The following is a 23,554-nucleotide window of genomic DNA, read 5'->3' on the forward strand; positions in this document are numbered from 1 at the left end:
AAAAAACGCTCTAATCAGAGCGTTTTTTCATTTTAAAGCCAAGAATTAGAACTTCTTAAAGCCTTTATTAAAACCAATGGTTTTGCGGCCATTGTTATTATTGCCATTGCCTGAACGCTGCTCTTGTTGCTCATCATCACGGCGCTGTTGACGTAAATAACCACCACGACGTGCAGCCAATGGTTTTTCTGCCATTTTTTCAGTACGACGTTTTGCCATACCAAACAAGCCAGTACCTTGACGTGGTTTTAATTCAACTGATTTTGCCAGGTTGTCAATGTCAGTCTTATCCAGTTCCATCCAACGGCCTGTACGTAACTCACGTGGTAGAATTACCGTGCCATAACGGGTACGTAATAAGCGGCTTACTTTGAGACTTTGTGATTCAAAGATACGACGTACTTCGCGGTTACGGCCTTCTTTAACCACAACTTGATACCAACGGTTGATACCTTCACCGCCAATTTCAGAGAATGATTCGAATTTGGCTGGACCATCTTCAAGTTCAACACCTTTCAGCATGTTATTGCGAATTTGCGGTGTGACTTCACCCATCACACGAACCGCATATTCACGCTCAACTTCGTTTGAAGGGTGCATTAAACGGTTAGCAAGTTCACCATCATTCGTGAATAATAATAAACCAGTACTGTTAATATCCAGACGCCCTACCATTACCCAACGATCATTGGCGATTTGTGGCAAATGATCAAATACAGTTGGACGTTTCTCAGGATCATTGCGTGAGCAAATTTCACCCTCTGGTTTATAGTAAATGAGAACACGGCGGCGAATTTCATCTTCAACCTGAAACTGAACTTTACGACCATCGATACGGAGTTCATCTGTAGGTTCAATACGTTCACCCACTTGAGCAATTTTCCCATTGATACTGACGCGACCAGCAGCAATGACTTCCTCCATATAACGACGTGAGCCTAACCCGACTCTCGCCAACACCTTTTGTAATTTTTCACTCATGACAGCACAACCTTAGACATAATGATCAACAGTTCACCTCTCAAGACTTCGGTGCATGTGCATCGAGAGCCATGAATGCTTCCTTGGCGTTCTGTAGGGGAGGCAATTGATTCAATGACACTAAACCAAAAGCATTTAAAAATTGGGGCGTTGTAATCAACAACGCAGGTCTTCCAGGTAAATCCCTGAAACCAGCTTCTTTAATCCAGTTCCAGTCAAATAAGTTTCTCAAGATCTGACTATTATTCGATACACCACGAATCTGTTCAATATCAGCACGCGTGACAGGCTGATGATACGCAATCACGGCGACTGTTTCGAGCAACGAGGGTGACAACTTGGTCGGGCGTTCAGGCCAAACCTGCGTAATAATATTGCGATACTTTGCTCGCACCTGAAAGCGAAACCCTTGAGCCGTCTCAATTAACTCAATTGAACGACCATGTTGCAACATTGCAAGTTGCTGTAAAAAATGACGTAATTGTTGTTTATTATATTGGTTTTGAAATGCTTCTTTTAGTCGTGCAAGTGAAACTGGTGAGTCACTAGCGAACAAAATTGCTTCAATCTGTAATAAGACATCGTGATGAATATCTTCAAGTGACATTCCTTCATTGGTGTCAAATGGATCTAAACTCATGCTGCAATGCCTTGAACTGTTAAAGGAGCTTCAATACCTGTATGGATGATTTGAATTTTTTGCTGGCGCGTGAGTTCAAGCACTGCCATAAAAGTCACCACCATGCCCATACGACCTTGCATAGGATTTAATAATTCCATAAAACTTAATGCTTGACCTGATGCAAGTTGGCTTTCAATAAATGCTATACGTTCTTCGAGCAGTACTGGTTCCTGCGCAACAATATGTGTGATCGGTTCTGGACGATTAAACACACAAAATAGTGCGTCACGTAAGGCATCGACATCATAACCTTCATAAATTGGAGCAATATGTCCAAGACTTACATTGGCACTAAAAGTATCTCTTTCAAAGATTGGCATTTGCCCTAATCGTTCAGCTGCTTGCTTAATACGGAGGTATGTTTCTAAACGATCAATTAACTCTTGTTTAGGATCTTTTTCAAATTGATCAACTAGAGTTGGTTTTGGAAGCAATAATCGTGATTTCAAATCAGCGAGTAATGCTGCCATCACCATATAATCAGCAGTTAATTCGATATTCAAAGACTTCATACTATCCATATAGGATAAATACTGGGTTGCAATTGGTGAAATATCTAACTGTAAAAGATCAAAGCCATTTTTCTGAATCAAATAAATCAGAAAGTCTAATGGCCCTTCAAACTGCTCCAGTAAAATTTCAAATGCGGCAGGTGGAATGTACAAATCTTCAGGTATGACTTCTTGCCACTCGTCAAGCACACGAATGGAAGGAATTAATTCCAAGGTCGAAGGAAGAATTTGATTCATTACCGTTTATAAGCCACGCGAATTTTCAAAAGCATGAAAGGATGATTTTTTTGTGTTCAAGAAAGTGACACATGCTACAAGCAAGCCTATTCTAATCGAAATCCTTCATTTAATAAATTACTCACTTACAAAAACCTTAAAGTTCTCAGGGTATTTTCTATACTTATACAAGCGAATATGGATGATATAAAAATCTTATACTTAAATCGGCCATTAAACTTCGCATTTCTAAACTATAAGTCACCATGAAAAATTATTTAAAAACACAACGGAATCAGTTCGGACAAACGATAGGTTTTTCGCTTGAAGAAAATGTGACAGCTTCACCCGTGCAGGGAAATATATTTGGACAATACGTTCAGTTGGTTGATGTAGCTGATGGCATAACAGATCAGGCGGCAGGGCAGTTATGGGAAGCGGTATCGACAGAACCCGATGAAAGATGCTGGACTTATCTGCCTTATTCAGCTCCACAGAGCCAACATAGTTTAAAAGATTCATTAGACAACTTATTCGGCTTTAAAGATTCCACTCATTTTCTAATTCAAGTTGCTGAAGAGATACAAGGTTGGGTTGCATTGTTAAATCCGAGGCTTGGGCATGGCGTGATTGAGATTGGTAATGTTTATTTTTCACATAAAATGAAAAAATCAAAGGCGTCAACTGAAACAATTTTCTTACTCCTAGAACAATGTTTTGCACATGGTTTTAGACGTATTGAATGGAAATGTGATGATTGTAATGCGCCGTCTAAAGCTGCCGCTTTACGCTTCTGTTTTCAGTATGAAGGCGTATTTCGCCAAGATCGGATCATAAAAGGACGAAATCGAAATACTGCATGGTTTTCGATTGTAGATGATGAGTGGTCGGAATTAAAAAATGCTTATCAGTAATGGTTAAACCCAGACAATTTTGATTGGCAGGGTATTCAGAAACAGAAGTTGTCTGATTTTTTTGATTGAATAAGGATCAGTGCTTATTCAAAAGCACTGACATCACCAACACCACGACGGATAATTTCAGGATTTTCTCCAGATAAATCCACGATACTGGTGGTGGATAAGGTACCGAAGCCGCTGTCAATAAACACATCAATGCGTTTACCGAGCTGATTTTCAATATCATAAGGATCATCAAGCGGATCTTTTTGATCAGGCAAGATCAATGTACTGGTGAGTAACGGTTCGCCAAGTTCTTGTAATAAAGCTTGTGCAACAGGATTACTTGGAATACGCAGACCAATTGTTTTTTTCTTTGGGTGCATTAAGCGTTTTGGCACTTCACTGGTAGCAGGTAAAATAAATGTGGTAATAGCAGGGGTATTGGCTTTTAACAGTCTGTACATCGCATTATCGACTTTTGCATAAGTTGCAATATCAGATAAATCACAACACATAATTGCATATTGATGTTTAGGACCTAAGCCACGAATCTGAGCTATTCGCTCCATCGCACTTTTATTCCCAATCTGACAACCAATCGCATAGGCTGCATCAGTTGGATAAACCACCACATCACCCGCACGAATACGTTCAACCGCCTGAGTGATTAAGCGAGCCTGTGGATTTTCAGGATGAATATGTAAATGTAACATTATTATTGTAACTCCCTGATCTTTATGGCTGAATTAAGTATGAAACTTGTTCTAGTAAAGATGCAAGTCTTAGATGTGTTAATTTTGTCATTCAATCAAGTAATTCACGTTTAAATTCATTTAGTTGTAATGGTAAGCCATTACGGGTACAAACACAGATATAGTGAATAAAATGTGCAGCATCTCGTGGTAAAGTGGCTTCACCCGAAAAATAACGTTGTACTTGAGCAAAAACATTATCTTTAAATTGTGTCCCATTGCCGCTATCACCCGTTAGATTATCTAAAGAGACACGAAACTTTCGACCAAAGGCTGTTGCAAATAACCATTCAATGGCTTGAGGCTTAATTTCAACTTGTTCAAATAAAGCTTGCTGTTCTGCAGTACGACCATCGGGTGCATACCAATAACCTAAATCAGGTAAAAGGCGACGTTTTTCACCTGAAATACTCCAATGACTAATTTCATGCAAGGCACTGTTAAAGAAACCATGTGCAAATTGGATTTTTGCAGGCTGTTGATTTATGGCTGGGAAATATTCTGGTTCAAAATCACCTTTAACAAGCGTGACATTATGGTGGGAAAACCAGTGATTAAAGTGTAAAATAAGCCAATCAACCTGTTCTGGTTCTGTTGTTAACGTTTTCCAAGATGAGCGTTGCACTTGATCTGGTGTTAACATAGGAGCAGTGATTGAATGGGGGCTAACAAGTGATGAAGTTGTTACTTCAAGTTGCGGCTGCAACAGATGCATTGCTGTGTTACCACGAGTTCTGTCTAAAGAAGTGCAAAATTGTATCTTAATCTTTGACAGAGTACCGATGAATTTGTAGAATTGCCGCCTTAATTATGTCAGCAAATACTTTTCCAAGCCAAATCGAGCCATTTAAATGGGCTGAACAGGGCTATACATGGTCAGGAACACTGCCATTGTCTCGCTTTGCTCGTATTGCTCGAGAAGCTGTTGGTTCAATTGATGATCAATTGATCAACATAGACTGTAAGCTATCAATGGATGCCTATCATCGCATTGTATGGTTAGATGGACATATTGATACTAAAGTTCCAATGGAATGCCAACGTTGCTTGGGATCTGTTGAAATTGAATTAGTCTCAGAATTTCATTTAGCTTTAATTGATGATGAGTCACTGATAGAGCGATTGGATGAGGATGCTGATTTCATCGTTTTAGGTGAAAGTGAATCGTCGAAAAAAGGGAGTATTGATACACCTGCTTCGATTGATTTACTCGCATTACTAGAAGATGAATTGTTATTGTTGATGCCTTTGTCTCCCAAACATGATGTTTGTGAGCATAAACATCAACCTGTCGTTCAGGACGTTGTCGAAGAAAAGCGGGATAACCCGTTTGATGTTTTGGCAAGTTTGAAAGGCAAACTTAACTCATAACACAATTTGTGTTATCATGTTGAGTTAAGACAACTGAATTTGTTCTGATCCATTTTTCGATCTTTGTAAGGAGCCATCATGGCCGTTCAGCAAAACCGTAAAAGTCGCTCTCGCCGTGACATGCGCCGTTCACATGACGCTTTAACCGAGAATGCATTATCTGTAGACCAAACTACTGGTGAAACTCATCGTCGTCACCACGTGACTAAAGACGGTATTTACCGTGGTCGTCAATTATTCGCTAAAGCAGCTGATGCTGAATAATTGAGTTATATGCATTAAGCGTTAGCTTAAAGTATAAAAAATGGGAGCGAAAGCTCCCTTTTTTGTTGTTTTTCGCAATTAAAAAACGATTTAATCAATGGTAAATTGCCGCATCGGAAAAGAGTCTGTTGTCATTCTCATGTAGAATTATGAGTGTTGATAAAACTGGCGATAGACCATTTTAAGGATTTTTATATGTCGACTAAGCGACTTGAGCAGGCTGCTCAAGCAACAAAAACAGCATTTGTTTTTCCTGGTCAGGGTTCACAAAAAGTAGGGATGCTGGCTGAGCTTGCAGAGCAGTTTAGTGTCGTTCGAGATACCTTTGCAGAAGCATCAGCAGCACTTGGTTTTGATCTTTGGCAGATTGCCCAAAGTGGTGAGGGTTTAGATCAAACTGAAAATACTCAACCAGTTTTGCTAACAGCAAGTATTGCCTTATGGCGTGTATGGTTAGAGTTAGGGGGTATAGCACCGAAATACTTGGCTGGACATTCTTTGGGAGAATACAGTGCGCTTGTTGCAGCAGAGGCAATGAGTCTAGCTGACGCTGTTAAATTAGTCCATTTACGCGGAAAATTGATGCAGAGTGCTGTTCCTCAAGGTGCAGGCGCAATGGCTGCAATTCTTGGTTTAGCCGATGAGAAAGTGATCGAGCTTTGCCAAAAAGTGAATGCATATGCGGCAGGCCAAGGTTCGGTTGAAGCGGCGAATTATAATGCGCAAGGTCAGGTGGTGATTGCAGGCAGTACAGCTTTGGTTCAGCAAGTCATGGCTGAAGCAAAAGAGCAATCTGGTAAAGCGATTGCATTGCCTGTTTCTGTTCCGTCACATTGTACCTTGATGAAACCAGCAGCAGAAAAGTTTGCTGAAGCTTTGGAACAAACTGCCATTGAGCTACCTAGCATTCCTGTAATACAAAATGTCAACGCGGAAATCGCAACGGATGTTGCCCAGTTACGTCAGGCATTGACGGCTCAGTTATATCAGTCAGTTCAATGGACACGTACCATGCAATATCTTCAAGATGAAGGTGTGCAGTATGTGGTTGAATGTGGACCAGGTACAGTACTCAGCAATCTTGCCAAGCGATTACCCAACATAGAAAAAGCATTTGCGATTGATAGCAAAGCACGTATGGAAGATGCCCTAAACGCAGTGTTAGTGGCAGAAGGAAAAATTGCATGACACAACAACGAAAAGTTGCGTTAGTGACAGGAGCAAGCCGTGGTATTGGCGCAGCAATTGCACAGCAACTCATTCAAGACGGTTATTTTGTGGTAGGCACAGCAACTTCTGAATCAGGCGCACAAAAACTGACAGAAAGCTTTGCTGAACATGGGGCAGGTGCTGTACTCGATGTTCGTGATGGTGCAGCGATTGATGCACTTGTATCAGATATTGAACAAAAATATGGTTCAGTACTGATCTTGGTGAACAACGCAGGCATTACCAAAGATAACTTGTTGCTTCGTATGTCGGAAGATGATTGGGACGACATTCTCAATATTCATCTGAAAGCCGTATATCGCTTGTCTAAACGCGTATTGAAAGGTATGACCAAAGCACGTTTTGGCCGCATTATTAACATTAGTTCAGTGGTTGCACATTTTGCGAACCCTGGACAGGCGAACTACTCAGCAGCAAAAGCAGGGATTGAAGCATTCAGTCGTAGCTTAGCCAAAGAGATGGGGAGTCGTCAGATTACAGTGAACAGTGTTGCACCTGGTTTCATTGCCACTGAAATGACTGATCAGTTAAGCGAAGATATTCGTAAAAAAATGACTGATCAAGTAGCTTTAAGTCGTCTAGGTGAACCTCAAGATATTGCTGATGCAGTGAGTTTCCTGGCTAGCGATAAGGCTAGTTACATTACTGGTACAGTTTTACACGTAAATGGTGGTCTATACATGGCCTAACTGGCGATGTATAAACTTTTAAAAGTTTTTATATTCAATTAAACTAGTGGCAAATCAAAACGCCACAAGCAATGAGGAGAATTCCTGTGAGCGATATCGAACAACGCATCAAACAAGCTGTAGCTGAACAATTAGGTATGCGTGCTGAAGAGATCAAGAATGAAGCATCTTTCATGGATGATTTAGGTGCTGACTCTTTGGATCTGGTTGAACTTGTAATGTCTTTCGAAAATGATTTTGATATCACGATTCCAGACGAAGATTCTAATGAAATCACGACTGTTCAATCTGCAATTGATTATGTAACCAAAAAACTTGGTTAATCATATCACATGATTAAAAGCCACCTTTTTCGGTGGCTTTTTTATATGTTCAACTTTTCATATGAATAGATGTAAAAATATCTTACAAAAAAAATAAACTATAAATATGAAAATAATTTATTTGAGTGTATAAATTTTATGCTATTTAAAATAATGTATTAAACCATAACAACAAAAGGGAATTTTATGAATATAGCAAACCGTATTAAAGAGATCATTATTGAGCAACTTCGTGTAAATGAAGAAGATGTTTTACCAAATGCATCCTTTACAGATGATTTAGGCGCTGATTCATTGGCTGTAGTTGAGCTTATTATGGCTTTTGAGGGGGAATTTGGTACTCAAATTCCTTATGAAGAGGCTGAGAAAATTATTACCGTTCAATCTGCAATTGATTATATGACCAATATTGTGGGAGAAAATGCTTAAATTGCTTCAAGTTTTGAACGAATTGAAAGCCGCCGTAAGGTGGCTTTTTATATTTAAAATATATAAATGTGAAAGCTTAAAATCAGTTTTACTGCATATACATATATTTACAAGACCTCGTTAAATTGAAACTCGCATGCTTTATTTTTTCGGTATAACTAATTGTAAGTCTGTTTTGACTATGCTTAATCAATAATTACAGAGGAAATAAAAAATGGGTATTTTTGATTTTGTTAAAGGCATTGGTAAAAAAAATACAGCACCAGCAGAACCTCAGCCTGCTCCAGCCACACCTGTTGAGCCTTCAGCTCAAGAAATTGCCAATAAATTATTAGGTTTGATTAAAAGTTTAGGTCTTGGTGTTGATGGTTTATCAGTAACCTATAATGGAAATACCGATACAGCCATTATTAAAGGGCGAGTCAAAAGCCAAGCAGATAAAGAAAAGATAGTTCTTGCCGTTGGGAATATTGATCATGTTGCTCAGGTCGATGATCAGATGACGGTTGAAGTGCCTGAACCAGAAAGTAAATTCTATACTGTAAAATCAGGTGATAATTTATCTAAGATTTCTAAAGAGTATTATGGCGATCCAAACCAATACAATAAAATTTTTGAAGCGAATAGACCATTACTCAAAAATGCGGATGATATTTTTCCTGGACAAGTTTTGCGTATCCCTGAATAAATTGTAATGTGACAGAAGAGGCGCGTATTGCGCCTTTTTTATTAATAAATTCTGGAAGATTTATCAATTTGAAAACAACTTAAAACCGCTTCGGAATCTTCTGCCCATTCACCACAGGCGATTCCGCATTTTTCAAAACACCAAACAACCATGTTTCAGCATGTTGCACTGCAATTTTAAGGGAATCTCCCAAAGCTAAACGACCTGCAATAAAGCTTGCCAAAGAACAGCCAGAACCATGATATTGTCCGTCTAAACGAGGGCAATGGCTTTCAGCAATCATTTTGCCGTCAGCATAAAGTACATTGCGAATATGATCAGGTGTATCTTCATGTCCACCTTTCACTAGTACAGCTTTTGCGCCCATCTCAAATAATTTTTGAGTGGCTTGCTCAATATCATGAATACCTGTTAATGCTCTTAATTCAACTGTATTGGGGGTAATGACTGTAGCTAAAGGGATTAACTCAACAAATGCTTTAACTAATGTTGCTTGATCACCGAGTGAACCCCCACTATTTGCGACTAATACTGGATCGAGTACATATTGATAATCTGGGTGTTGACGTAAAAACTCAGCCAATGCAGCAATATTATCGGTTGTACCCAGCATGCCTGATTTTACACATTTAATCGGTAAATCACCCACTACTGCATTTGCTTGAGCAAGTAGTAACTCTTTTGACGTGGCTTCAAAACCAAAGACTTGTTGCGAGTTTTGAATGGTCAATGCTGTGCAGGCAATGGCTGCATGTGCGCCACTTTGCCCAATAGCCTCAATATCTGCTTGTAAGCCAGCACCACCTGATGGATCTAAACCTGAAAAACATAGTACGGTAGGACGCACAGCCATTTCCTTTTATTCTCTCATTTAAGCTAGTATATGGGAGTTTCGAGAAACTCTCGACTATGTTATGTAAGGCTTTAAGAGATTGAACGAATGACGATCAAAAATATTCTGATTGATTTAGATGGGACTTTAACTGACCCTAAAGCGGGTATTCATCGCTCAATTCGTTATGCTTTAGAAAAACTGGGCCACCCTTTAGCGGATGGAGTTGATTTAGATTGGACGATTGGACCTCCGTTGAAAGCTTCTTTGGCGAAGTTATTAAATACTCAGGATGATGATTTTGCTGAACAAGCGTTACTTGCTTATCGTGAGCGTTTTTCAGTGACTGGTTTATTTGAAAATGAAGTTTATGCAACAGTGGTAGAAACGTTGCAACAGTTACAACTACAAGGTTATCGATTATTTTTAGCGACGGCGAAGCCAACAGTTTATGCGAAACGTATCCTTGCCCATTTTGGTTTGGATCAATTTTTTACTGAAATGTATGGCAGTGAATTAACAGGTGAACGTACCAATAAAGTAGATCTAATAGCTTATATTCTTGAAAAAGAGCAATTGGATGCGCAGCAATGCATTATGGTGGGAGACCGACAATATGATGTGATTGGTGCACGTGCCCATGGTATTGAAACCATTGCTGTAAATTATGGTTATGGCACAGCAGAAGAACTTGCTCAAGTACAACCGATTGCTCAAATTTCACAATTTAGCCAATTGCTTAATACGGTGAATCAACTGAATTTAGAACGAAAAGTATCATAACCAGGAACGCAATAAAAAGCCTCGAATGATCGAGGCTTTTTTGTTTCATTAAATATTATGTTTTAAGCGATATTGAACCAATTCTTCGATACTAATCACGGTAAGGCCATGTGTCTGAGCATAAGCTAGAACTTGAATACCTGATGCCATAGAGCCATCAGGATTAGTCAATTCACATAATACGCCAGAAGGTTTTAAACCAGCCAAACGGGCTAAATCTATTGTTCCTTCAGTATGTCCTCTGCGAGTTAATACGCCACCATTACGTGCACGTAATGGGAACACATGACCTGGTCGACTGAGGTCACTTGCAATAGCACCATCTTTAGTGGCAGCTAAAATTGTTGTTACGCGATCTTTAGCAGAAACACCGGTGGTCACACCTTGTGCCGCTTCGATCGTTACCGTGAATGCTGTTTTAAATTGGCTAGAATTGTCGACCACCATTGGTGGGAGTGCTAGATGATCGGCCAACTCTTCTGTCAGACATAAGCACACAATACCAGAACCATCACGAATCATTCGTGCCATGGTTTCGACAGTGAGTGTTTCAGCAGCAATAATAAGATCAGCTTCATTTTCACGATCGAAATCATCCATTACCAATACTGGTTTGCCTTGGCGGATGTCTTCTAAAGCTTGTTGAATACGTTGTTCAGCAGGGGAAAGGGCTGAAAAGAAAAGTTCGGGTTGAATTAAACTCGACATAATGAAACGCTCTCGTAAATAGGATACGGTTGAACATTTCAGGACTGATGTAAAAAATAAGCGTACACCAAAACAACGCGAAAAGCGTATTTCAGTGGTTTCGTCTTCTTTCATCCGGACTATACCGTCGGCTTTGGTCTCTCACCAAATCTGCGAGTATATAAATATATACAGGCTCGTGGGCTGATTAGGTCACTTGATTGCAAGGCCCAACTTACCACCGGTGGGGAATTACACCCCGCCCTGAAGCGATGTGCTTTGATTATAGCTAGTTTTTTGAGAGGAAAGGGAACTATTTATGAAATGGATCGTTCTATTGAAATATGAATTTAAGCAAATGAAGTTTCGGTTTTGTCGTGGAGAAGTCATTGTTTTTGAATTGTTTTGATGAGTTCTATTCAGCACTTAGTATCGACCTAGCTATAAAAAAGCCAGTTCATCTTGACTGGCTTTTTTGAAATTTTTTAAATATTTATGCAATTTGTACAGGAATACAGTTTGCCGTGTGATTGACTGTATTGTCCGGATTTGCATAAACCAAACGTGGTTTGTGGAGGTTTGCTTCTACTTCAGTGAAATCACCAAAAGTTGCAATAATGACTAAATCACCGACATCAGCTTGGTGTGCTGCGCCACCATTCACTGAAATAATACCTGAGTCATCTTCACCACGAATTGCATAAGTTGTGAAGCGTTTGCCGTTGGTTACGTTCCATACGTGGATTTCTTCGTATTCACGAATCCCTGCTAAGTCCATTAATACACCATCAATTGCACAAGAACCTTCATAATGAAGTTCTGCATGAGTGACAACTGCACGGTGAATTTTACATTTTAATAAACGAGATAGCATGGCTAGCGTCTCCTGAGTAAGACCTAAGATGAATATCTTATTGGTTGACTTGTCACGTTTCCCGCTGGCGATAGGCGGTTTGATGCGCATTTTGCGCTTAAAAATGCAATATGGCAAGCGTGATTGATCAACAATTCAGTTTAAATTTAAGCGGGTTTGTATGCATTAATTTGATTCATTGCCTGTGAAACTTGTCCATCGACAAGCATTTTCACTTTGGATAAAGCATGATCAATCGCAGCATCCATTAAAGCTTGTTCACTGCTAGGAGCTTTGCCAAGCACATGACCAGAAACACGTTCTTTAGAACCAGGATGTCCAATTCCTATACGTAAGCGATGGAAATTAGCACCAATATGTGGAACGATGTCGCGAAGACCATTATGTCCGCCATGTCCACCACCTGATTTTAAACGAATAATACCAGGATCCATATCGAGTTCATCATGAGCAACAAGAATTGCTTCAGGTGCAACTTGATAAAATTTGGCAAATGGTACGACACTTTGACCAGAACGGTTCATGAAAGTGGTAGGTAAGAGTAAACGTACGTCATGACCATCAATTTGACCACGACCGCTGTATCCATGAAATTTTGGATCAGCCTTTAAAGAAATACCATAACGATCTGCAAGCTGTTCTACAAACCAGAAACCTGCATTATGGCGGGTTTGGGCATATTCCTTACCAGGATTACCCAAACCAACAATTAGCGAAATATTTGACACTAATTTACGCCTTTAACACTTATGCGCGTTTGAAGTCAGCGTGCATAGGTGTGTTTTTAGCTGGGTGACGTTGTAACGCTTGGATTTTAACGTTTTCAACTTTATCACCGATTTTGATTTCGATAACTTCTTCGAAGAAAGCATTGTTTTCTAAAGCTTTAACGATTTCACGAAGCTCTAAAGTAACAGCTACAGGCTCAGCGCTACCACCATAGATGATTGCTGGGATTTGAGCAGCGTGGCGAAGGCGGCGGCTCGAACCTTTCCCTTGTTGTGCTACTTCACGTGCTTGAGCGTTTAATACGAAGTTTGCCATGGGCATATCCTCATTGAGTTTGAGTAACTAAACTTGCGACCAGTTTAGTGATAGAAAAACCCTAGCGAGCTAGGGTTTAAGAAAAAAAGCTGGGCTATTATAGATAACTATCGAACATAGCGCTAATAGATTCTTCGTTATTGATACGACGAATTGTTTCAGCAACCATGCTTGCAACAGAAACTTGGCGAATTTTACCTAAGTTTGCTGCTTCATCTGAAAGAGGAATCGTGTCAGTAACAACGAGTTCATCAATAACAGAGTTACGAAGGTTATCAATCGCTTTGCCTGATAAAACAGGGTGAGTCGCATAAGCAATCACTCGACGAGCACCAAATTGTTTCAGTGCATCCGCAGCTTTGCAAAGCGTACCTGCTGTGTCGACCATGTCATCAACAATGACACAGTCACGATCTTTTACATCACCAATCAAATGCATCACTTGTGACTCATTTGCTTTTTGGCGACGTTTATCAATGATAGCTAAATCGATATCACCTAACTGTTTTGCAACAGCACGTGCACGAACAACACCACCAACGTCAGGTGAAACCACCATAAGGTTGTCATGTTGTTGTTGACGTAGGTCTGCCAATAACGCAGGCGTTCCGTAGATGTTGTCAACAGGAATATCAAAGAAACCTTGAATTTGGTCTGCGTGTAAGTCGATCATTACCACACGGTCAATACCTACAGTTGTCAGCATGTCTGCAACAACTTTTGCAGTAATTGGAACACGAGCAGAACGTGGACGACGATCTTGACGTGCATAACCGAAATACGGAATGACTGCAGTGATACGACCAGCACTTGCACGACGCAAAGCATCAGCCATGACCAAGATTTCCATCAGGTTATCGTTGGTAGGCGCACAAGTAGATTGAACGATAAAAACGTCTTTACCACGAACATTTTCAGTAATTTCAACTGAAATTTCACCATCAGAAAACTTACTTACAGAAGCAGCACCGAGAGGGATATGTAAATGGCTTACGACTTTTTGGGCGAAATGTGGATGAGCACTTCCACTAAAAACGACAAGATTGGGCATGAAGCACCCTTGGCGGTTGGCTTATAATGAATTTGGATGGCAGGGGCGGCTGGATTCGAACCAACGGATGGCGAGATCAAAACCCGCTGCCTTACCACTTGGCGACGCCCCTAATGCGGCAGAACTTTAATCGTTTTGCATGATAATGTCAATATGATTGAACAGGTATCAATATAAAACAAGTCTGTCTAAAGATATGGCAGGGGCGGCTGGATTCGAACCAACGGATGGCGAGATCAAAACCCGCTGCCTTACCACTTGGCGACGCCCCTAAATTTGATGATATGTAATGGCAGGGGCGGCTGGATTCGAACCAACGGATGGCGAGATCAAAACCCGCTGCCTTACCACTTGGCGACGCCCCTATTACATACATCTACAGGTGAAAATTGGCAGGGGCGGCTGGATTCGAACCAACGGATGGCGAGATCAAAACCCGCTGCCTTACCACTTGGCGACGCCCCTAACGTGTAACTTTGAAATGTCTTAAAGGTGATTCTGCTAAACTGTTGACCAAGTAAGCTTTACAAGGTGCGTTTTGCAAAATCTTCTTCGTATCCATTTCACTGGTTACTTCAGTAAAAACACAAGCACCTGTACCTGTAAGCTTTGCTAGACCAAATTGATCTAAATATTGCATCGCTTCTTCAACTTCAGGGTATAACTGTCGAGCCAGAGGTTCGAAGTTATTTCCAAAGCTAGAAGGTTCTAACTGATAGGCGCAAAATGTAGTGATCTTGGAATCTCTTGTCAATGTTTTTTGTGAAAAAAGTGCTTGAGTGCTGATAAAACAATCAGGTTTTAAAATTATGAATTGTTTTTGAGCTAAGTCTATGAATGATAAATGTTCACCTATGCCTTCTGCCCATGCATTTCGACCAAAAATAAAGATAGGCACATCTGCACCCAGTTGCACACCATAATCAGCTAATTGCTGTTCATTTAAACCGCATTGCCACAGTTGATTGAGTACAATGAGTGTAGTGGCTGCATTAGATGAACCGCCGCCAAGACCAGCACCCATCGGAATATTTTTCTCGATTTGAATATTTAACCCACATGGTTCTTTTGCATGTGGGCGTAATAATTGTGCTGCACGATAGATGAGATTTTGTTCAAGTTGAACTTCAGCAATACCTTCAATCTGGATTATTTCTTCAGACAAATTTTCAAAAGTCATCCAATCATATAGGTCAATTAATTGAAAAATCGTCTGTAATTCATGGTAACCGTTCGCTCGACGACCAGTAATATGCAGAAATAAATTTAATTTTGCAGGTGAAGGTACTCTAATCATAGATTAATTTAATCAATTATCGATTTTGAATCACCATTGTAATACGGTTTTCTTTATCTTCCGCAAGTGGTTGTTTAAGTAATAATTTATTTGGCAGCATTTGTGCGTCGTTATAACTAAAATCAACTGTCCAACCATCTTCAATGAGTTGCTTTAATCTATTATTTTCATCTTTTATGATTTGCGCATTTTGAGTCGCAGGTTTGGCTTGTACCCAATACGTCAAGTGCATAATTGGTGCTTGCCATCCTGTAGCTTTTTCAAGTAATTCTTCAGGTGTGGTCGCTGAAATAAGTCCAGTTTTTGCACTATTTAGTGTGACTTCACCAGGTTTACCTTGAATTTGTGTTTTTCCAACACCTAGGATTCCAGTTAATTCAATATCAAATTCATCTTGTTGCTGTGCCCATGTAAAGAATGCACTGCCAGATTGCTGCGGTGTGCGAACCCCAATTTTGCCTTGTAAGTTAAAATTATTTTCATCTTGAACTTGCGGTGTCACGATTGGTTTTTGGGGTTGAGTTAAGCTTTGACAACCACTAAGTATTAAAACACTTGAACTACAAATCGCAATGCATAGTTTTGACAATGAGCGCATGTATTTAACTCTTTTTTACAGTGATAGGTAAGATTAAGCTATCAAGTTGTTGTAATTGTGGGGCATTTGCATGTTTTTGTTTCAATTGCTGTAACACCTCACTAAATTGTGTGAGTGCGCCTTGCATATACAGCGCTTTAGCATAGCGAACTCCAATATTGATATTTTGGCTAATTGAATAGGCTTGTCCCAAGACTTTGGTTGCGGTATCAAAATCATTTTGTAGAAAAGCGATATAGCCCAATGTATCAAGAATAGAGGCTTGTTCAGGTGCAAAGTTGAGCGCTAGTTCTGCATATTTGCGCGCTTCTTTTAGGCGACGATTTTGCAATGCTAAGGTATAGGCATAAGCGTTTAAATAGGTCGGGCTATTGGGTTCAATAATTAAAAGCTGCTTCAAAGTTTTATCTAATTTATCCCGATCGGTATAAGGATCCAGCAATAATACTTCTGCATAAAGCAGTTCAGGATCATCGGGTAAGCTCTTAATCGCTTCATCTAGCAATACTAAAGCTGCTTTTTTATTATCCATCTTTTTTAAAATATCAGCTTGAGCTTGATAGAGGAAACTTGCATGTTGTGGATAATTCACCCGTTCTTGTGTAAGAAAGCGTAAAGCATCATTCAGTTGACCCTGCTTCTCAAAAATCGCGATCATATTGCGTCGAGACACAATATATAAGCTGCCATCCACGAGTCGATAGTATGCTTTTGCGGTTTCATAATGTTGTTTGCGCTGTGCATTGATTGCAAGATAGTAATAAGCTTCATTCTGATATTTTGCTGAAGAACGCAATTCAACTAAATATTGTTCAGCTTTTTCGTATTGTTTTAAATCAATACTGGTTAAGCCGGCAATAAATAAAGCTTCTTCAGTTTTTGGATAATCTTTGATAATACTTTCAAGCTTATCTAATGCTTGCTGTTGTTGATTGATTTGAATGTAATAGCGAGCTTCAGCTAATCGTATATCAATATTGGTTTTATTTTTTCGACTGGCTTGTGCAAACCACTTTTGTGTTTCAGCATCGTCGCGTAAAGCCATTAATAGATTGGCTTTCATCAGAATGAAACTGGTCGATTTTGAACGTTTACGTAAGGCTTTATTGATATTATTTAATGCTTGCTCATATAAGCCATCTTGCGCTTCTAATCCAGAGATTAAAGCCAAGATAGATGGGTTTTCACGTTCTTTACTGGTACGTAAGGCATTTAATAAAATTTCACGATCTTGTGCTTGTTCGGGGGCAATCCCTGCCAAAATTTGTTCGAGATCAGCAGTTGGGTCAATATTTAAGATCTTATCTAATGTTTTAGCTGCCAATTCATATTCATGGGTTTTCAGGGCAATATGTGATAAGTAAAATAAAGCAGGAACATCTTTGGGTTCTTGTTCTACCCAATGTGTTGCAATATCTAATGCAGATTGAAAATCGTTATATTCTAAGGCGACATCTAAAGCACGCTGTTTGATTGTGGTTGAATTACTTCGAATTGCCAGCACTGTATAATTGTGTAATGCAGTTGCAATATCATCATAAGCAAGAGAAAATTCAGCAACCATACTTTGTTGTAATGCGTTGTCAAAGCTTTTATCTGCATACATGTCGTGTATTGCTTGTGCAGAGACATACGAGCTCATGCTACCTAACAACAAGATTGTGGTAGAATACCGTCGAATCGTCTTGCCGCTAAAAAGGGTACGGCGATATAGCTGACGCAATTTTTATTGATCCAAAGTAATGCTTTTTATGACACCGATGTTGCACAATAACATAAATTTAGCGAAATGATGATCTGATATGTCTTTCTTTGCATTGGGTGTCAACCATCAAACAGCTTCTGTTGAACTTCGTGAACAAATCGCTTTCAATGCAGAGCGATTAGCTGCGCTATTGCTTGAACAAAATAAACATTCACCTTTGAATGATTTAGTTGTTGTATCAACCTGTAACCGCACTGAAGTTTATGCCATGACAGAAGATGCTGATAGTGTTCTGACTTGGTTAGCCCAAGTGAATAATATTGATGTAAAACATTTAATTCATCATGTTTATCGTTACGAAAATGCCCAAGCTGTTACACATTTAATGCGTGTTGCAAGTGGTTTAGACTCTTTGATGTTGGGTGAGCCGCAAATTTTAGGGCAAGTTAAAAGTGCTTTGGCTTTATCTAAAGATGCACAAACTGTGTCGCCAGAACTGAATAGTGTTTTTGAATATGCTTTTTATGCAGCGAAACGTGTTCGTTCAGAAACCTCTGTAGGTAGCCATGCTGTTTCAATGGGTTATGCAGTTGCTCAGTTAGCATTGCAAGTCTTTAGTCGCCCTGAAAAGTTAACGGTTATGGTAGTTGCCGCAGGTGAAATGAATAGTTTGGTTGCTAAGCATTTAGCGGAAATGGGTGTGGCAAAAATTCTAATTTGTAACCGTAGCCGTGAGCGTGCTGATTTACTGGCACAAGAAATTGCTCACCAAGTTGAGGTTGAAATTATTCCTTTTGCTGAACTTGCCCAGAATTTATATAGAGCAGATGTTGTCTCGAGCTGTACAGGAAGTTTACATCAAGTTATTCAATATTCAGATGTTAAAGCCGCACTTAAAAAGCGTCGCTATCAGCAAATGTTGATGGTCGATTTGGCTGTTCCACGTGATATTGATCCGAAAGTTGAATCATTAGATAACGTATATTTATATGGTGTGGATGATCTACAAAGTGTGATTGATGAAAATTTAGCGCAACGTCGTCAGGCAGCTGTTGAGGCTGAAATTATGGTGAATCAATTGGCTACTCAATTGATGACCCAACAAAAAGTGAAAGAAGCGAGTAGCACCATTCAAGCTTATCGTCAGCACAGTGAAGAAGTCAGCCAAAAAGAGTTGGCACATGCATTAGAGTTATTGCAACATGGTCATGCCGCAGAACAGGTGATGCGGGAGTTTGCTCATCGCCTATCACAGAAACTTATGCACCCAACTTCTATTTTATTAAGAGAAGCTGCTAAAGCTGAAAATCCAGATTATTTTGAATGGTTACAGCAACATCTAAAGGATGTGTTTGAGCATGAGCGTAAACCGAGGCAGTAAATTAGCTTAGGATAATAACTTCAAGCTAATCTGTTTTGTTAACTCATTTAATTGTTGACGTAAATTGCGTGATTCGATGAGTGAGATAGGTGATCTCAGTTTTAATTTTAAATATTTTTCTTGTAGATTTAATGAAAAGTCCTTAGCCAATTTATCAGCAATCTCAGGTGCTTGAGTTAATGACTCAATATTGGTTCTCTGCATAACATCGGCAATCTCATGACTATAACGACTACATGCACCGAGTACGTAATAGGTTGCTAATTCCTGATCATCGGGTAAATCATCAAAGATAATGTTGAGCACTGCTAAAACTTTAGCCAGCAGCTCAGTTTGGTCAATCACTGCAAGTAATTCTTCAAAATGAATATAGAGAAATGGGTGATGCATTAAAATTGCGATTGCAAAATCTTCATCTTTGGTTTGAATATTAAAAGATAAAGAGGCATCGTGGCTGATTTGAGGGGTAAAACGTTTGCCTAGACCGAGTTTCTCACGGAAAGACTGACTCAACAGATAACGGAATGAGCCATGTTTAGGTAATAACTCTGTTAATTCACGTAGTTCTCCCATGACTAAACTTTTACCTTCAGGCGTACTAACGTCATGCTGTCCTGTTAAATGGGCAAACACAAAGTCAGATAAAAGTGGCGCCTGTTGTAATAATTTTTGGAAGTTTTCTAAGCCTTCACGACGAATCAATGAGTCTGGATCATGTTCATTCGGAAGCACAAAGAATTTTAATTCACGCCCATCATTGAGTAAGGGGAGCGCAATTTCTAAGGTGCGTCGTGCTGCTTTTTGTCCAGCAGCATCCCCATCAAAGGCAATGGTAATACGAGAATTTTGTTTAAATAGGGTGGTTAAATGATCTGCATTACTGGCTGTTCCTAGTGTTGCGACAGCACCATTGATCCCATATTGCTGTAAGGCAATCACGTCCATATAGCCTTCGACCATTAACCAATCGTTGGCTTTGAGTTTACGACCCTCATATAAACCATAAAGCAATTGATTCTTGTGGAAGACCTCTGAATCTGGTGAGTTAATATATTTAGGTTTAATTTCATCATTGAGCGCACGACCACCAAAACCAACCACGCGGCCTTTATGATCGCGGATCGGAAAAATTACCCGCTCACGTAATAAATCAAAATCTCGACCACTATCACTAGAACGAATCAAACCCAACTGTTTCAAACCTTCAATATCTTGTGGGAAGGTTTTTTCTAAATGCTGCCAATCTTCTGGTGCATAACCCAAACGCCAAAATTGAATCGTTTGTGCCGATAAGCCACGCTGTTTGAAATAATTTTGTGCTTTTTGACTCATTGGGAGTTGACGTTCATAAAACTGAGCAACGTTTTCCAATAAGTCATAGAGATTACCTTCTTGAACCTGTTCATCCATATAAAAGGATGGATCAAATTGAGCAAAAGGATCATCCATAACGCGATCTATATCGACAAAATGCCCATCGATAAATTCGTCTGCTACAGATATAGGTGCTGGATTTTCAGCGACTGACGTATTTGTTGGTTGAGCCGCTGCAATTTGTTGAGGACTACGTTTATAAGAAAGTTTTTTATTGTCGTGATTATCTTGCGGTAATTCGATGCCTGTCTGATTAGACAAGTCTTTCATCACATCGACAAAGTTCCGACTATCAATGTCCATGAGGAAGCGAATCGCATTTCCATTCGCTTGACACCCAAAGCAATGATAATACTGCTTATCTCTATATACATGGAATGATGGAGATTTTTCCTGATGGAATGGACAACAGCCTGAGTAAGTACGCCCAGTCTTTTTTAATTTCACACGTTGACCGATTAAATCGACGATATCAGTTCGATCTAAGATTTGATCAATCGTATGTTGTGGAATTGCCATGTACATTTAACCATTTTGGACTGAGAGATAACATCTTCGTTGAAGTCAGTGTGTCAGAATTTATTGTTGCATAAAATGAAAAACAGGCAAGGGTAGACTTGCCTGTTTTATGGTTTTGATGAGTGCAAATTAATTTGCAGCATCAGCCCCCGAAGTTTCTTTGGTCTCAGGCTTATCTAATAGCCCGAAGCTTAAACGGTTCATCCAACTTGGTTTATCAGTTGGTTCTTCAATAGGAGCAGAATCGATTTCTTCGGTTGTCGGTTTATCTAATAAACCAAGGCTCAAACGATTTGTTAAGCTGCGTTGCTCAGTTTCACCATTGGTTTGTTCTTTTACTTGTACCGTTTTAGATTCACGACCAAGCAAGCCTAATGTGGCACGATTGACCCAACTACCTTCTTTACGAGCAGCACGAAGATTTACTTCACCATTTGCCTTAACTAAATTTGGATAGTTTAGTTTTAAGAGATCAATATATTGTTGAGACGTCGCTTGATCGCCTAATTTTTGGTAGCTATAAGCTAATATTGCAAGCGCTTCAGGTGTTTGTGGTGTTTGAGGGTAGTGTTCAATGACCCATTGGGCGCGTTCAGCAGCAGCCAACCATGCTTTACGTTGAACATTGAAACGTGCCGCATTCATTTCACTTTCAGCCAATTCTTGACCGATAAATTTCATACGTTGTGCAGCATCTACTGAGTATTGGCTACTTGGGAAACGACGAATCAAATCTACAAAGTTTTGATAAGCGACTTTAACGTAGCTCACATCACGATGTGATTGTTGTAATGACGTATAACGAATCAAACTGTCGTAATTCATTTCCATGTTGGCTACACCCCGAACATAGTAAGCGTAATCAACATTTGGATGTTGTGGATTTAAACGAATGAAACGATCTGCCAGTGCAATCGTACCTTCATAATCTTTTTGTTTAAATTTGGCGTAGAGGAGTTCAAGTTGTGCTTGTTGAGTGTATTGTCCAGTTGGATAATACGTATCTATCGCTTCAAGTGATTTAACAGCATCAGTATATTGATTACGTTCAAGTGATTTTTGTGCTTTTTCAAAATAGACTTGTTCACTTGACTGTGGGCCTTTATCAACCACTTCTTTTTTGCTTGGATTACTGCTACAACCAACAAATACAGACGCTACGCCTAAAGATAAAGCCAATATGGTAATTTTATAATGGGGTAGCGACATAAAAATTCCTCTGCTTTTGGGACAATAAGCTACAATGGTGCTATTAAACCATTTTTGTATCGATCATCAAAATGACTTCAACACAATCTTCCAATTCAAACCTTTCTGAGACAGATTTCTTACTTGAAGATTCTGTCGATGCAGATAATCATAATTCTGATGCAACTGCAACACGTTTATCGTTGCAAATTCAACTCGATGAAGAGTATTTAGGTCAGCGTATTGATCAGGTTGCTGCATTGGTTTGGAGCGAGTTCTCTCGTGAAAAGCTCAAGCAATGGATGAAAGACGGGCATCTGTTGGTAAATGGTAACATTGTAAAACCTAAATATCGTTGCGAAGGCAATGAATTGCTTACGCTGAATGTTGAGTTAGAAACCCAAACCTCTAGTCAACCTGAAAATATTCCCCTCAATATTGTCTATGAAGACGACGATATTATTGTGATTAATAAAGAAGTTGGGATGGTGGTTCATCCTGGTGCTGGCAATCCTACAGGTACTTTGGTTAATGCCTTGCTTTATCATGCACCGAAACTGGCTGAGCTTTCACGTGCAGGTTTAGTACATCGTATTGATAAAGATACCAGCGGTCTATTGGTTGTTGCAAAAACATTGGAAGCCCAGTTTTCTCTCAGTAAACAACTTGCGAAAAAAACCGTTTATCGTGTTTATGATTTAGTTGCATATGGAAATATTATTGCGGGTGGCACGATTGATGAGCCAATTAAACGTCACCCAGTCGATCGTGTCAAAATGGCGATCTTACCGGGTGGGCGTGATGCAGTAACACATTACAATGTGAAAGAGCGTTTCCGCGACTTCACGCGTATTCAGGCGCAACTTGAAACAGGACGTACCCATCAAATTCGTGTGCATTTTAGTTATCTTGGACATGGTTTGGTAGGTGATCCTGTTTATGTCAATCGTGTACGTTTCCCTGCTGGCGCATCAGAAGTCTTAATTGACATGCTACGTAGTTTTAAACGTCAAGCGTTACATGCAGCAAAATTAGGTTTAGTGCATCCACGTACTGGCGAAGAAATGATGTTTGAAGCACCATGGCCAGAGGATTTCACTCAACTGGTGGAAGTACTTCGCCAAGAGAATGAAGCGTATTAAAAAAAATTCTCTTTAAATAAAGGGGGATGTGTTTAGCTTC

26 protein-coding genes, 4 tRNA genes, 1 pseudogene and 1 riboswitch are annotated in these 23,554 nt (G+C 39.7%); of the genes and pseudogenes, 11 read left to right on the top strand and 20 right to left on the bottom strand.

Features of this window, described 5'->3' with window-relative positions; genetic code table 11:
• Window positions 1–45: 45 nt before the first annotated feature.
• Genes rluB through CDG55_RS04700 form a run of 3 tightly spaced genes read right to left on the bottom strand, consistent with a single transcriptional unit; the run spans window position 46 to window position 2,412 of the window.
• Window positions 46–981, bottom strand: coding sequence for a 23S rRNA pseudouridine(2605) synthase RluB (rluB, locus tag CDG55_RS04690; protein WP_087536766.1), 936 nt, complete (start codon window positions 979–981; stop codon window positions 46–48).
• 40 nt (window positions 982–1,021) lie between these two features.
• On the bottom strand, window positions 1,022–1,621 hold the full coding sequence (scpB, locus tag CDG55_RS04695; RefSeq protein ID WP_087536767.1) for an SMC-Scp complex subunit ScpB: 600 nt from the start codon (window positions 1,619–1,621) through the stop codon (window positions 1,022–1,024).
• The gene (locus CDG55_RS04700; RefSeq protein WP_087536768.1) at window positions 1,618–2,412 is read right to left on the bottom strand and encodes a segregation and condensation protein A; all 795 of its coding nucleotides are present in this window, start codon (window positions 2,410–2,412) and stop codon (window positions 1,618–1,620) included. Before CDG55_RS04700 ends, scpB begins: the two co-directional genes overlap by 4 nt.
• Window positions 2,413–2,657: 245 nt before the next feature.
• Here CDG55_RS04700 and CDG55_RS04705 point away from each other — a divergent pair.
• Window positions 2,658–3,374: pseudogene (locus CDG55_RS04705) on the top strand (GNAT family N-acetyltransferase).
• A gap of 14 nt (window positions 3,375–3,388) precedes the next feature.
• Here the strand turns inward: CDG55_RS04705 and CDG55_RS04710 are convergent.
• Window positions 3,389–4,006: an L-threonylcarbamoyladenylate synthase gene (locus CDG55_RS04710; protein WP_005217965.1), complete on the bottom strand. Its 618-nt coding sequence runs from the start codon at window positions 4,004–4,006 to the stop codon at window positions 3,389–3,391.
• 91 nt (window positions 4,007–4,097) lie between these two features.
• Complete coding sequence (locus CDG55_RS04715; RefSeq protein WP_005217963.1) at window positions 4,098–4,760, bottom strand: elongation factor P hydroxylase; 663 nt, start codon at window positions 4,758–4,760, stop codon at window positions 4,098–4,100.
• A 95-nt stretch (window positions 4,761–4,855) separates the two neighbouring features.
• Between CDG55_RS04715 and CDG55_RS04720 the strand changes: the two genes are divergently transcribed.
• From CDG55_RS04720 to lysM, 7 genes are all read left to right on the top strand, one after another.
• Window positions 4,856–5,416, top strand: coding sequence for a YceD family protein (locus tag CDG55_RS04720; RefSeq protein ID WP_004663562.1), 561 nt, complete (start codon window positions 4,856–4,858; stop codon window positions 5,414–5,416).
• Window positions 5,417–5,494: 78 nt separating this feature from the next.
• Complete coding sequence (gene rpmF, locus CDG55_RS04725) at window positions 5,495–5,680, top strand: 50S ribosomal protein L32 (protein WP_004638135.1); 186 nt, start codon at window positions 5,495–5,497, stop codon at window positions 5,678–5,680.
• A gap of 195 nt (window positions 5,681–5,875) precedes the next feature.
• Window positions 5,876–6,868 (top strand): ACP S-malonyltransferase, encoded by a 993-nt coding sequence (gene fabD, locus CDG55_RS04730; RefSeq protein ID WP_087536769.1) that lies wholly within the window; start codon window positions 5,876–5,878, stop codon window positions 6,866–6,868.
• On the top strand, window positions 6,865–7,599 hold the full coding sequence (gene fabG, locus CDG55_RS04735) for a 3-oxoacyl-ACP reductase FabG (RefSeq protein ID WP_004663557.1): 735 nt from the start codon (window positions 6,865–6,867) through the stop codon (window positions 7,597–7,599). Before fabD ends, fabG begins: the two co-directional genes overlap by 4 nt.
• An 86-nt stretch (window positions 7,600–7,685) precedes the next feature.
• Window positions 7,686–7,922 (top strand): acyl carrier protein, encoded by a 237-nt coding sequence (gene acpP, locus CDG55_RS04740; RefSeq protein WP_004655272.1) that lies wholly within the window; start codon window positions 7,686–7,688, stop codon window positions 7,920–7,922.
• A 186-nt stretch (window positions 7,923–8,108) separates the two neighbouring features.
• Complete coding sequence (acpP, locus tag CDG55_RS04745; RefSeq protein ID WP_004682864.1) at window positions 8,109–8,351, top strand: acyl carrier protein; 243 nt, start codon at window positions 8,109–8,111, stop codon at window positions 8,349–8,351.
• 214 nt (window positions 8,352–8,565) lie between these two features.
• Window positions 8,566–9,039 carry a peptidoglycan-binding protein LysM gene (lysM, locus tag CDG55_RS04750; RefSeq protein WP_087536770.1) on the top strand — a complete coding sequence of 158 codons (474 nt, stop codon included), beginning with the start codon at window positions 8,566–8,568 and terminating at the stop codon, window positions 9,037–9,039.
• Window positions 9,040–9,118: 79 nt separating this feature from the next.
• Here the strand turns inward: lysM and CDG55_RS04755 are convergent, their stop codons facing one another.
• Window positions 9,119–9,886, bottom strand: coding sequence for a hydroxymethylpyrimidine/phosphomethylpyrimidine kinase (locus CDG55_RS04755; RefSeq protein WP_087536788.1), 768 nt, complete (start codon window positions 9,884–9,886; stop codon window positions 9,119–9,121).
• 93 nt (window positions 9,887–9,979) lie between these two features.
• On the opposite strand from CDG55_RS04755, the gene CDG55_RS04760 reads away from it, so the two are divergent.
• Window positions 9,980–10,654 (top strand): HAD-IA family hydrolase, encoded by a 675-nt coding sequence (locus CDG55_RS04760; protein ID WP_087536771.1) that lies wholly within the window; start codon window positions 9,980–9,982, stop codon window positions 10,652–10,654.
• A gap of 48 nt (window positions 10,655–10,702) precedes the next feature.
• Here CDG55_RS04760 and ribB read toward each other — a convergent pair whose 3' ends face one another.
• From ribB to CDG55_RS04820, 12 genes are all read right to left on the bottom strand, one after another.
• Window positions 10,703–11,362, bottom strand: a complete 660-nt coding sequence (gene ribB, locus CDG55_RS04765) for a 3,4-dihydroxy-2-butanone-4-phosphate synthase (protein WP_087536789.1) — start codon at window positions 11,360–11,362, stop codon at window positions 10,703–10,705.
• A 98-nt stretch (window positions 11,363–11,460) separates the two neighbouring features.
• Window positions 11,461–11,616, bottom strand: a riboswitch (FMN riboswitch).
• Window positions 11,617–11,834: 218 nt separating this feature from the next.
• Window positions 11,835–12,215: an aspartate 1-decarboxylase gene (gene panD, locus CDG55_RS04770; RefSeq protein ID WP_004655255.1), complete on the bottom strand. Its 381-nt coding sequence runs from the start codon at window positions 12,213–12,215 to the stop codon at window positions 11,835–11,837.
• A 146-nt stretch (window positions 12,216–12,361) separates the two neighbouring features.
• Entirely contained in the window at window positions 12,362–12,943 is a 582-nt protein-coding gene (gene pth, locus CDG55_RS04775) for an aminoacyl-tRNA hydrolase (RefSeq protein ID WP_005158359.1), read from the bottom strand.
• A gap of 19 nt (window positions 12,944–12,962) precedes the next feature.
• On the bottom strand, window positions 12,963–13,259 hold the full coding sequence (gene rplY, locus CDG55_RS04780) for a 50S ribosomal protein L25 (RefSeq protein WP_004663523.1): 297 nt from the start codon (window positions 13,257–13,259) through the stop codon (window positions 12,963–12,965).
• 97 nt (window positions 13,260–13,356) lie between these two features.
• Complete coding sequence (locus tag CDG55_RS04785) at window positions 13,357–14,310, bottom strand: ribose-phosphate pyrophosphokinase (protein ID WP_004663520.1); 954 nt, start codon at window positions 14,308–14,310, stop codon at window positions 13,357–13,359.
• Window positions 14,311–14,347: 37 nt separating this feature from the next.
• Window positions 14,348–14,422: transfer RNA gene (locus tag CDG55_RS04790), tRNA-Gln, on the bottom strand.
• An 85-nt stretch (window positions 14,423–14,507) separates the two neighbouring features.
• Window positions 14,508–14,582, bottom strand: a tRNA-Gln gene (locus CDG55_RS04795).
• A gap of 18 nt (window positions 14,583–14,600) precedes the next feature.
• Window positions 14,601–14,675 (bottom strand) — tRNA-Gln (locus CDG55_RS04800).
• A gap of 25 nt (window positions 14,676–14,700) precedes the next feature.
• Window positions 14,701–14,775 (bottom strand) — tRNA-Gln (locus CDG55_RS04805).
• Window positions 14,774–15,607, bottom strand: coding sequence for a 4-(cytidine 5'-diphospho)-2-C-methyl-D-erythritol kinase (ispE, locus tag CDG55_RS04810; RefSeq protein ID WP_087536772.1), 834 nt, complete (start codon window positions 15,605–15,607; stop codon window positions 14,774–14,776). Before ispE ends, CDG55_RS04805 begins: the two co-directional genes overlap by 2 nt.
• A gap of 16 nt (window positions 15,608–15,623) precedes the next feature.
• Window positions 15,624–16,205: a lipoprotein insertase outer membrane protein LolB gene (lolB, locus tag CDG55_RS04815; protein ID WP_075696189.1), complete on the bottom strand. Its 582-nt coding sequence runs from the start codon at window positions 16,203–16,205 to the stop codon at window positions 15,624–15,626.
• A gap of 4 nt (window positions 16,206–16,209) precedes the next feature.
• A complete protein-coding gene (locus CDG55_RS04820) occupies window positions 16,210–17,928 on the bottom strand; it encodes a tetratricopeptide repeat protein (RefSeq protein WP_087536773.1) in 1,719 nt (572 codons plus the stop codon).
• A 79-nt stretch (window positions 17,929–18,007) separates the two neighbouring features.
• Here CDG55_RS04820 and hemA point away from each other — a divergent pair, with 79 nt between their 5' ends.
• The gene (gene hemA, locus CDG55_RS04825) at window positions 18,008–19,291 is read left to right on the top strand and encodes a glutamyl-tRNA reductase (RefSeq protein WP_087536774.1); all 1,284 of its coding nucleotides are present in this window, start codon (window positions 18,008–18,010) and stop codon (window positions 19,289–19,291) included.
• 6 nt (window positions 19,292–19,297) lie between these two features.
• On the opposite strand, the gene CDG55_RS04830 is transcribed toward hemA, so the two are convergent.
• Entirely contained in the window at window positions 19,298–21,184 is a 1,887-nt protein-coding gene (locus tag CDG55_RS04830) for a DNA primase (RefSeq protein WP_087536775.1), read from the bottom strand.
• Window positions 21,185–21,313: 129 nt separating this feature from the next.
• Window positions 21,314–22,393: an outer membrane protein assembly factor BamD gene (locus tag CDG55_RS04835; RefSeq protein ID WP_087536776.1), complete on the bottom strand. Its 1,080-nt coding sequence runs from the start codon at window positions 22,391–22,393 to the stop codon at window positions 21,314–21,316.
• A gap of 71 nt (window positions 22,394–22,464) precedes the next feature.
• Here CDG55_RS04835 and rluD point away from each other — a divergent pair, with 71 nt between their 5' ends.
• The gene (rluD, locus tag CDG55_RS04840; RefSeq protein WP_087536777.1) at window positions 22,465–23,514 is read left to right on the top strand and encodes a 23S rRNA pseudouridine(1911/1915/1917) synthase RluD; all 1,050 of its coding nucleotides are present in this window, start codon (window positions 22,465–22,467) and stop codon (window positions 23,512–23,514) included.
• The last annotated feature ends 40 nt before the right edge of the window (window positions 23,515–23,554 follow it).

Origin of the sequence: Acinetobacter sp. WCHA45 (assembly GCF_002165255.2) — a bacterium.
GTDB lineage: Bacteria > Pseudomonadota > Gammaproteobacteria > Pseudomonadales > Moraxellaceae > Acinetobacter.

What these genes read in the sequence shown, in the direction of transcription:
- fabG (WP_004663557.1), top strand. Translation starts at nt 6,865, where the DNA reads ATGACACAACAACGAAAAGTTGCGTTAGTGACAGGAGCAAGCCGTGGT.
- scpB (WP_087536767.1), bottom strand. Translation starts at nt 1,621, where the DNA reads ATGAGTTTAGATCCATTTGACACCAATGAAGGAATGTCACTTGAAGAT.
- rluB (WP_087536766.1), bottom strand. Translation starts at nt 981, where the DNA reads ATGAGTGAAAAATTACAAAAGGTGTTGGCGAGAGTCGGGTTAGGCTCA.
- rplY (WP_004663523.1), bottom strand. Translation starts at nt 13,259, where the DNA reads ATGGCAAACTTCGTATTAAACGCTCAAGCACGTGAAGTAGCACAACAA.
- CDG55_RS04760 (WP_087536771.1), top strand. Translation starts at nt 9,980, where the DNA reads ATGACGATCAAAAATATTCTGATTGATTTAGATGGGACTTTAACTGAC.
- CDG55_RS04830 (WP_087536775.1), bottom strand. Translation starts at nt 21,184, where the DNA reads ATGGCAATTCCACAACATACGATTGATCAAATCTTAGATCGAACTGAT.
- lysM (WP_087536770.1), top strand. Translation starts at nt 8,566, where the DNA reads ATGGGTATTTTTGATTTTGTTAAAGGCATTGGTAAAAAAAATACAGCA.
- acpP (WP_004682864.1), top strand. Translation starts at nt 8,109, where the DNA reads ATGAATATAGCAAACCGTATTAAAGAGATCATTATTGAGCAACTTCGT.
- CDG55_RS04715 (WP_005217963.1), bottom strand. Translation starts at nt 4,760, where the DNA reads ATGCATCTGTTGCAGCCGCAACTTGAAGTAACAACTTCATCACTTGTT.
- rluD (WP_087536777.1), top strand. Translation starts at nt 22,465, where the DNA reads ATGACTTCAACACAATCTTCCAATTCAAACCTTTCTGAGACAGATTTC.
- lolB (WP_075696189.1), bottom strand. Translation starts at nt 16,205, where the DNA reads ATGCGCTCATTGTCAAAACTATGCATTGCGATTTGTAGTTCAAGTGTT.
- hemA (WP_087536774.1), top strand. Translation starts at nt 18,008, where the DNA reads ATGTCTTTCTTTGCATTGGGTGTCAACCATCAAACAGCTTCTGTTGAA.
- CDG55_RS04710 (WP_005217965.1), bottom strand. Translation starts at nt 4,006, where the DNA reads ATGTTACATTTACATATTCATCCTGAAAATCCACAGGCTCGCTTAATC.
- CDG55_RS04720 (WP_004663562.1), top strand. Translation starts at nt 4,856, where the DNA reads ATGTCAGCAAATACTTTTCCAAGCCAAATCGAGCCATTTAAATGGGCT.
- CDG55_RS04785 (WP_004663520.1), bottom strand. Translation starts at nt 14,310, where the DNA reads ATGCCCAATCTTGTCGTTTTTAGTGGAAGTGCTCATCCACATTTCGCC.
- panD (WP_004655255.1), bottom strand. Translation starts at nt 12,215, where the DNA reads ATGCTATCTCGTTTATTAAAATGTAAAATTCACCGTGCAGTTGTCACT.
- rpmF (WP_004638135.1), top strand. Translation starts at nt 5,495, where the DNA reads ATGGCCGTTCAGCAAAACCGTAAAAGTCGCTCTCGCCGTGACATGCGC.
- ribB (WP_087536789.1), bottom strand. Translation starts at nt 11,362, where the DNA reads ATGTCGAGTTTAATTCAACCCGAACTTTTCTTTTCAGCCCTTTCCCCT.
- CDG55_RS04700 (WP_087536768.1), bottom strand. Translation starts at nt 2,412, where the DNA reads ATGAATCAAATTCTTCCTTCGACCTTGGAATTAATTCCTTCCATTCGT.
- fabD (WP_087536769.1), top strand. Translation starts at nt 5,876, where the DNA reads ATGTCGACTAAGCGACTTGAGCAGGCTGCTCAAGCAACAAAAACAGCA.
- ispE (WP_087536772.1), bottom strand. Translation starts at nt 15,607, where the DNA reads ATGATTAGAGTACCTTCACCTGCAAAATTAAATTTATTTCTGCATATT.
- CDG55_RS04835 (WP_087536776.1), bottom strand. Translation starts at nt 22,393, where the DNA reads ATGTCGCTACCCCATTATAAAATTACCATATTGGCTTTATCTTTAGGC.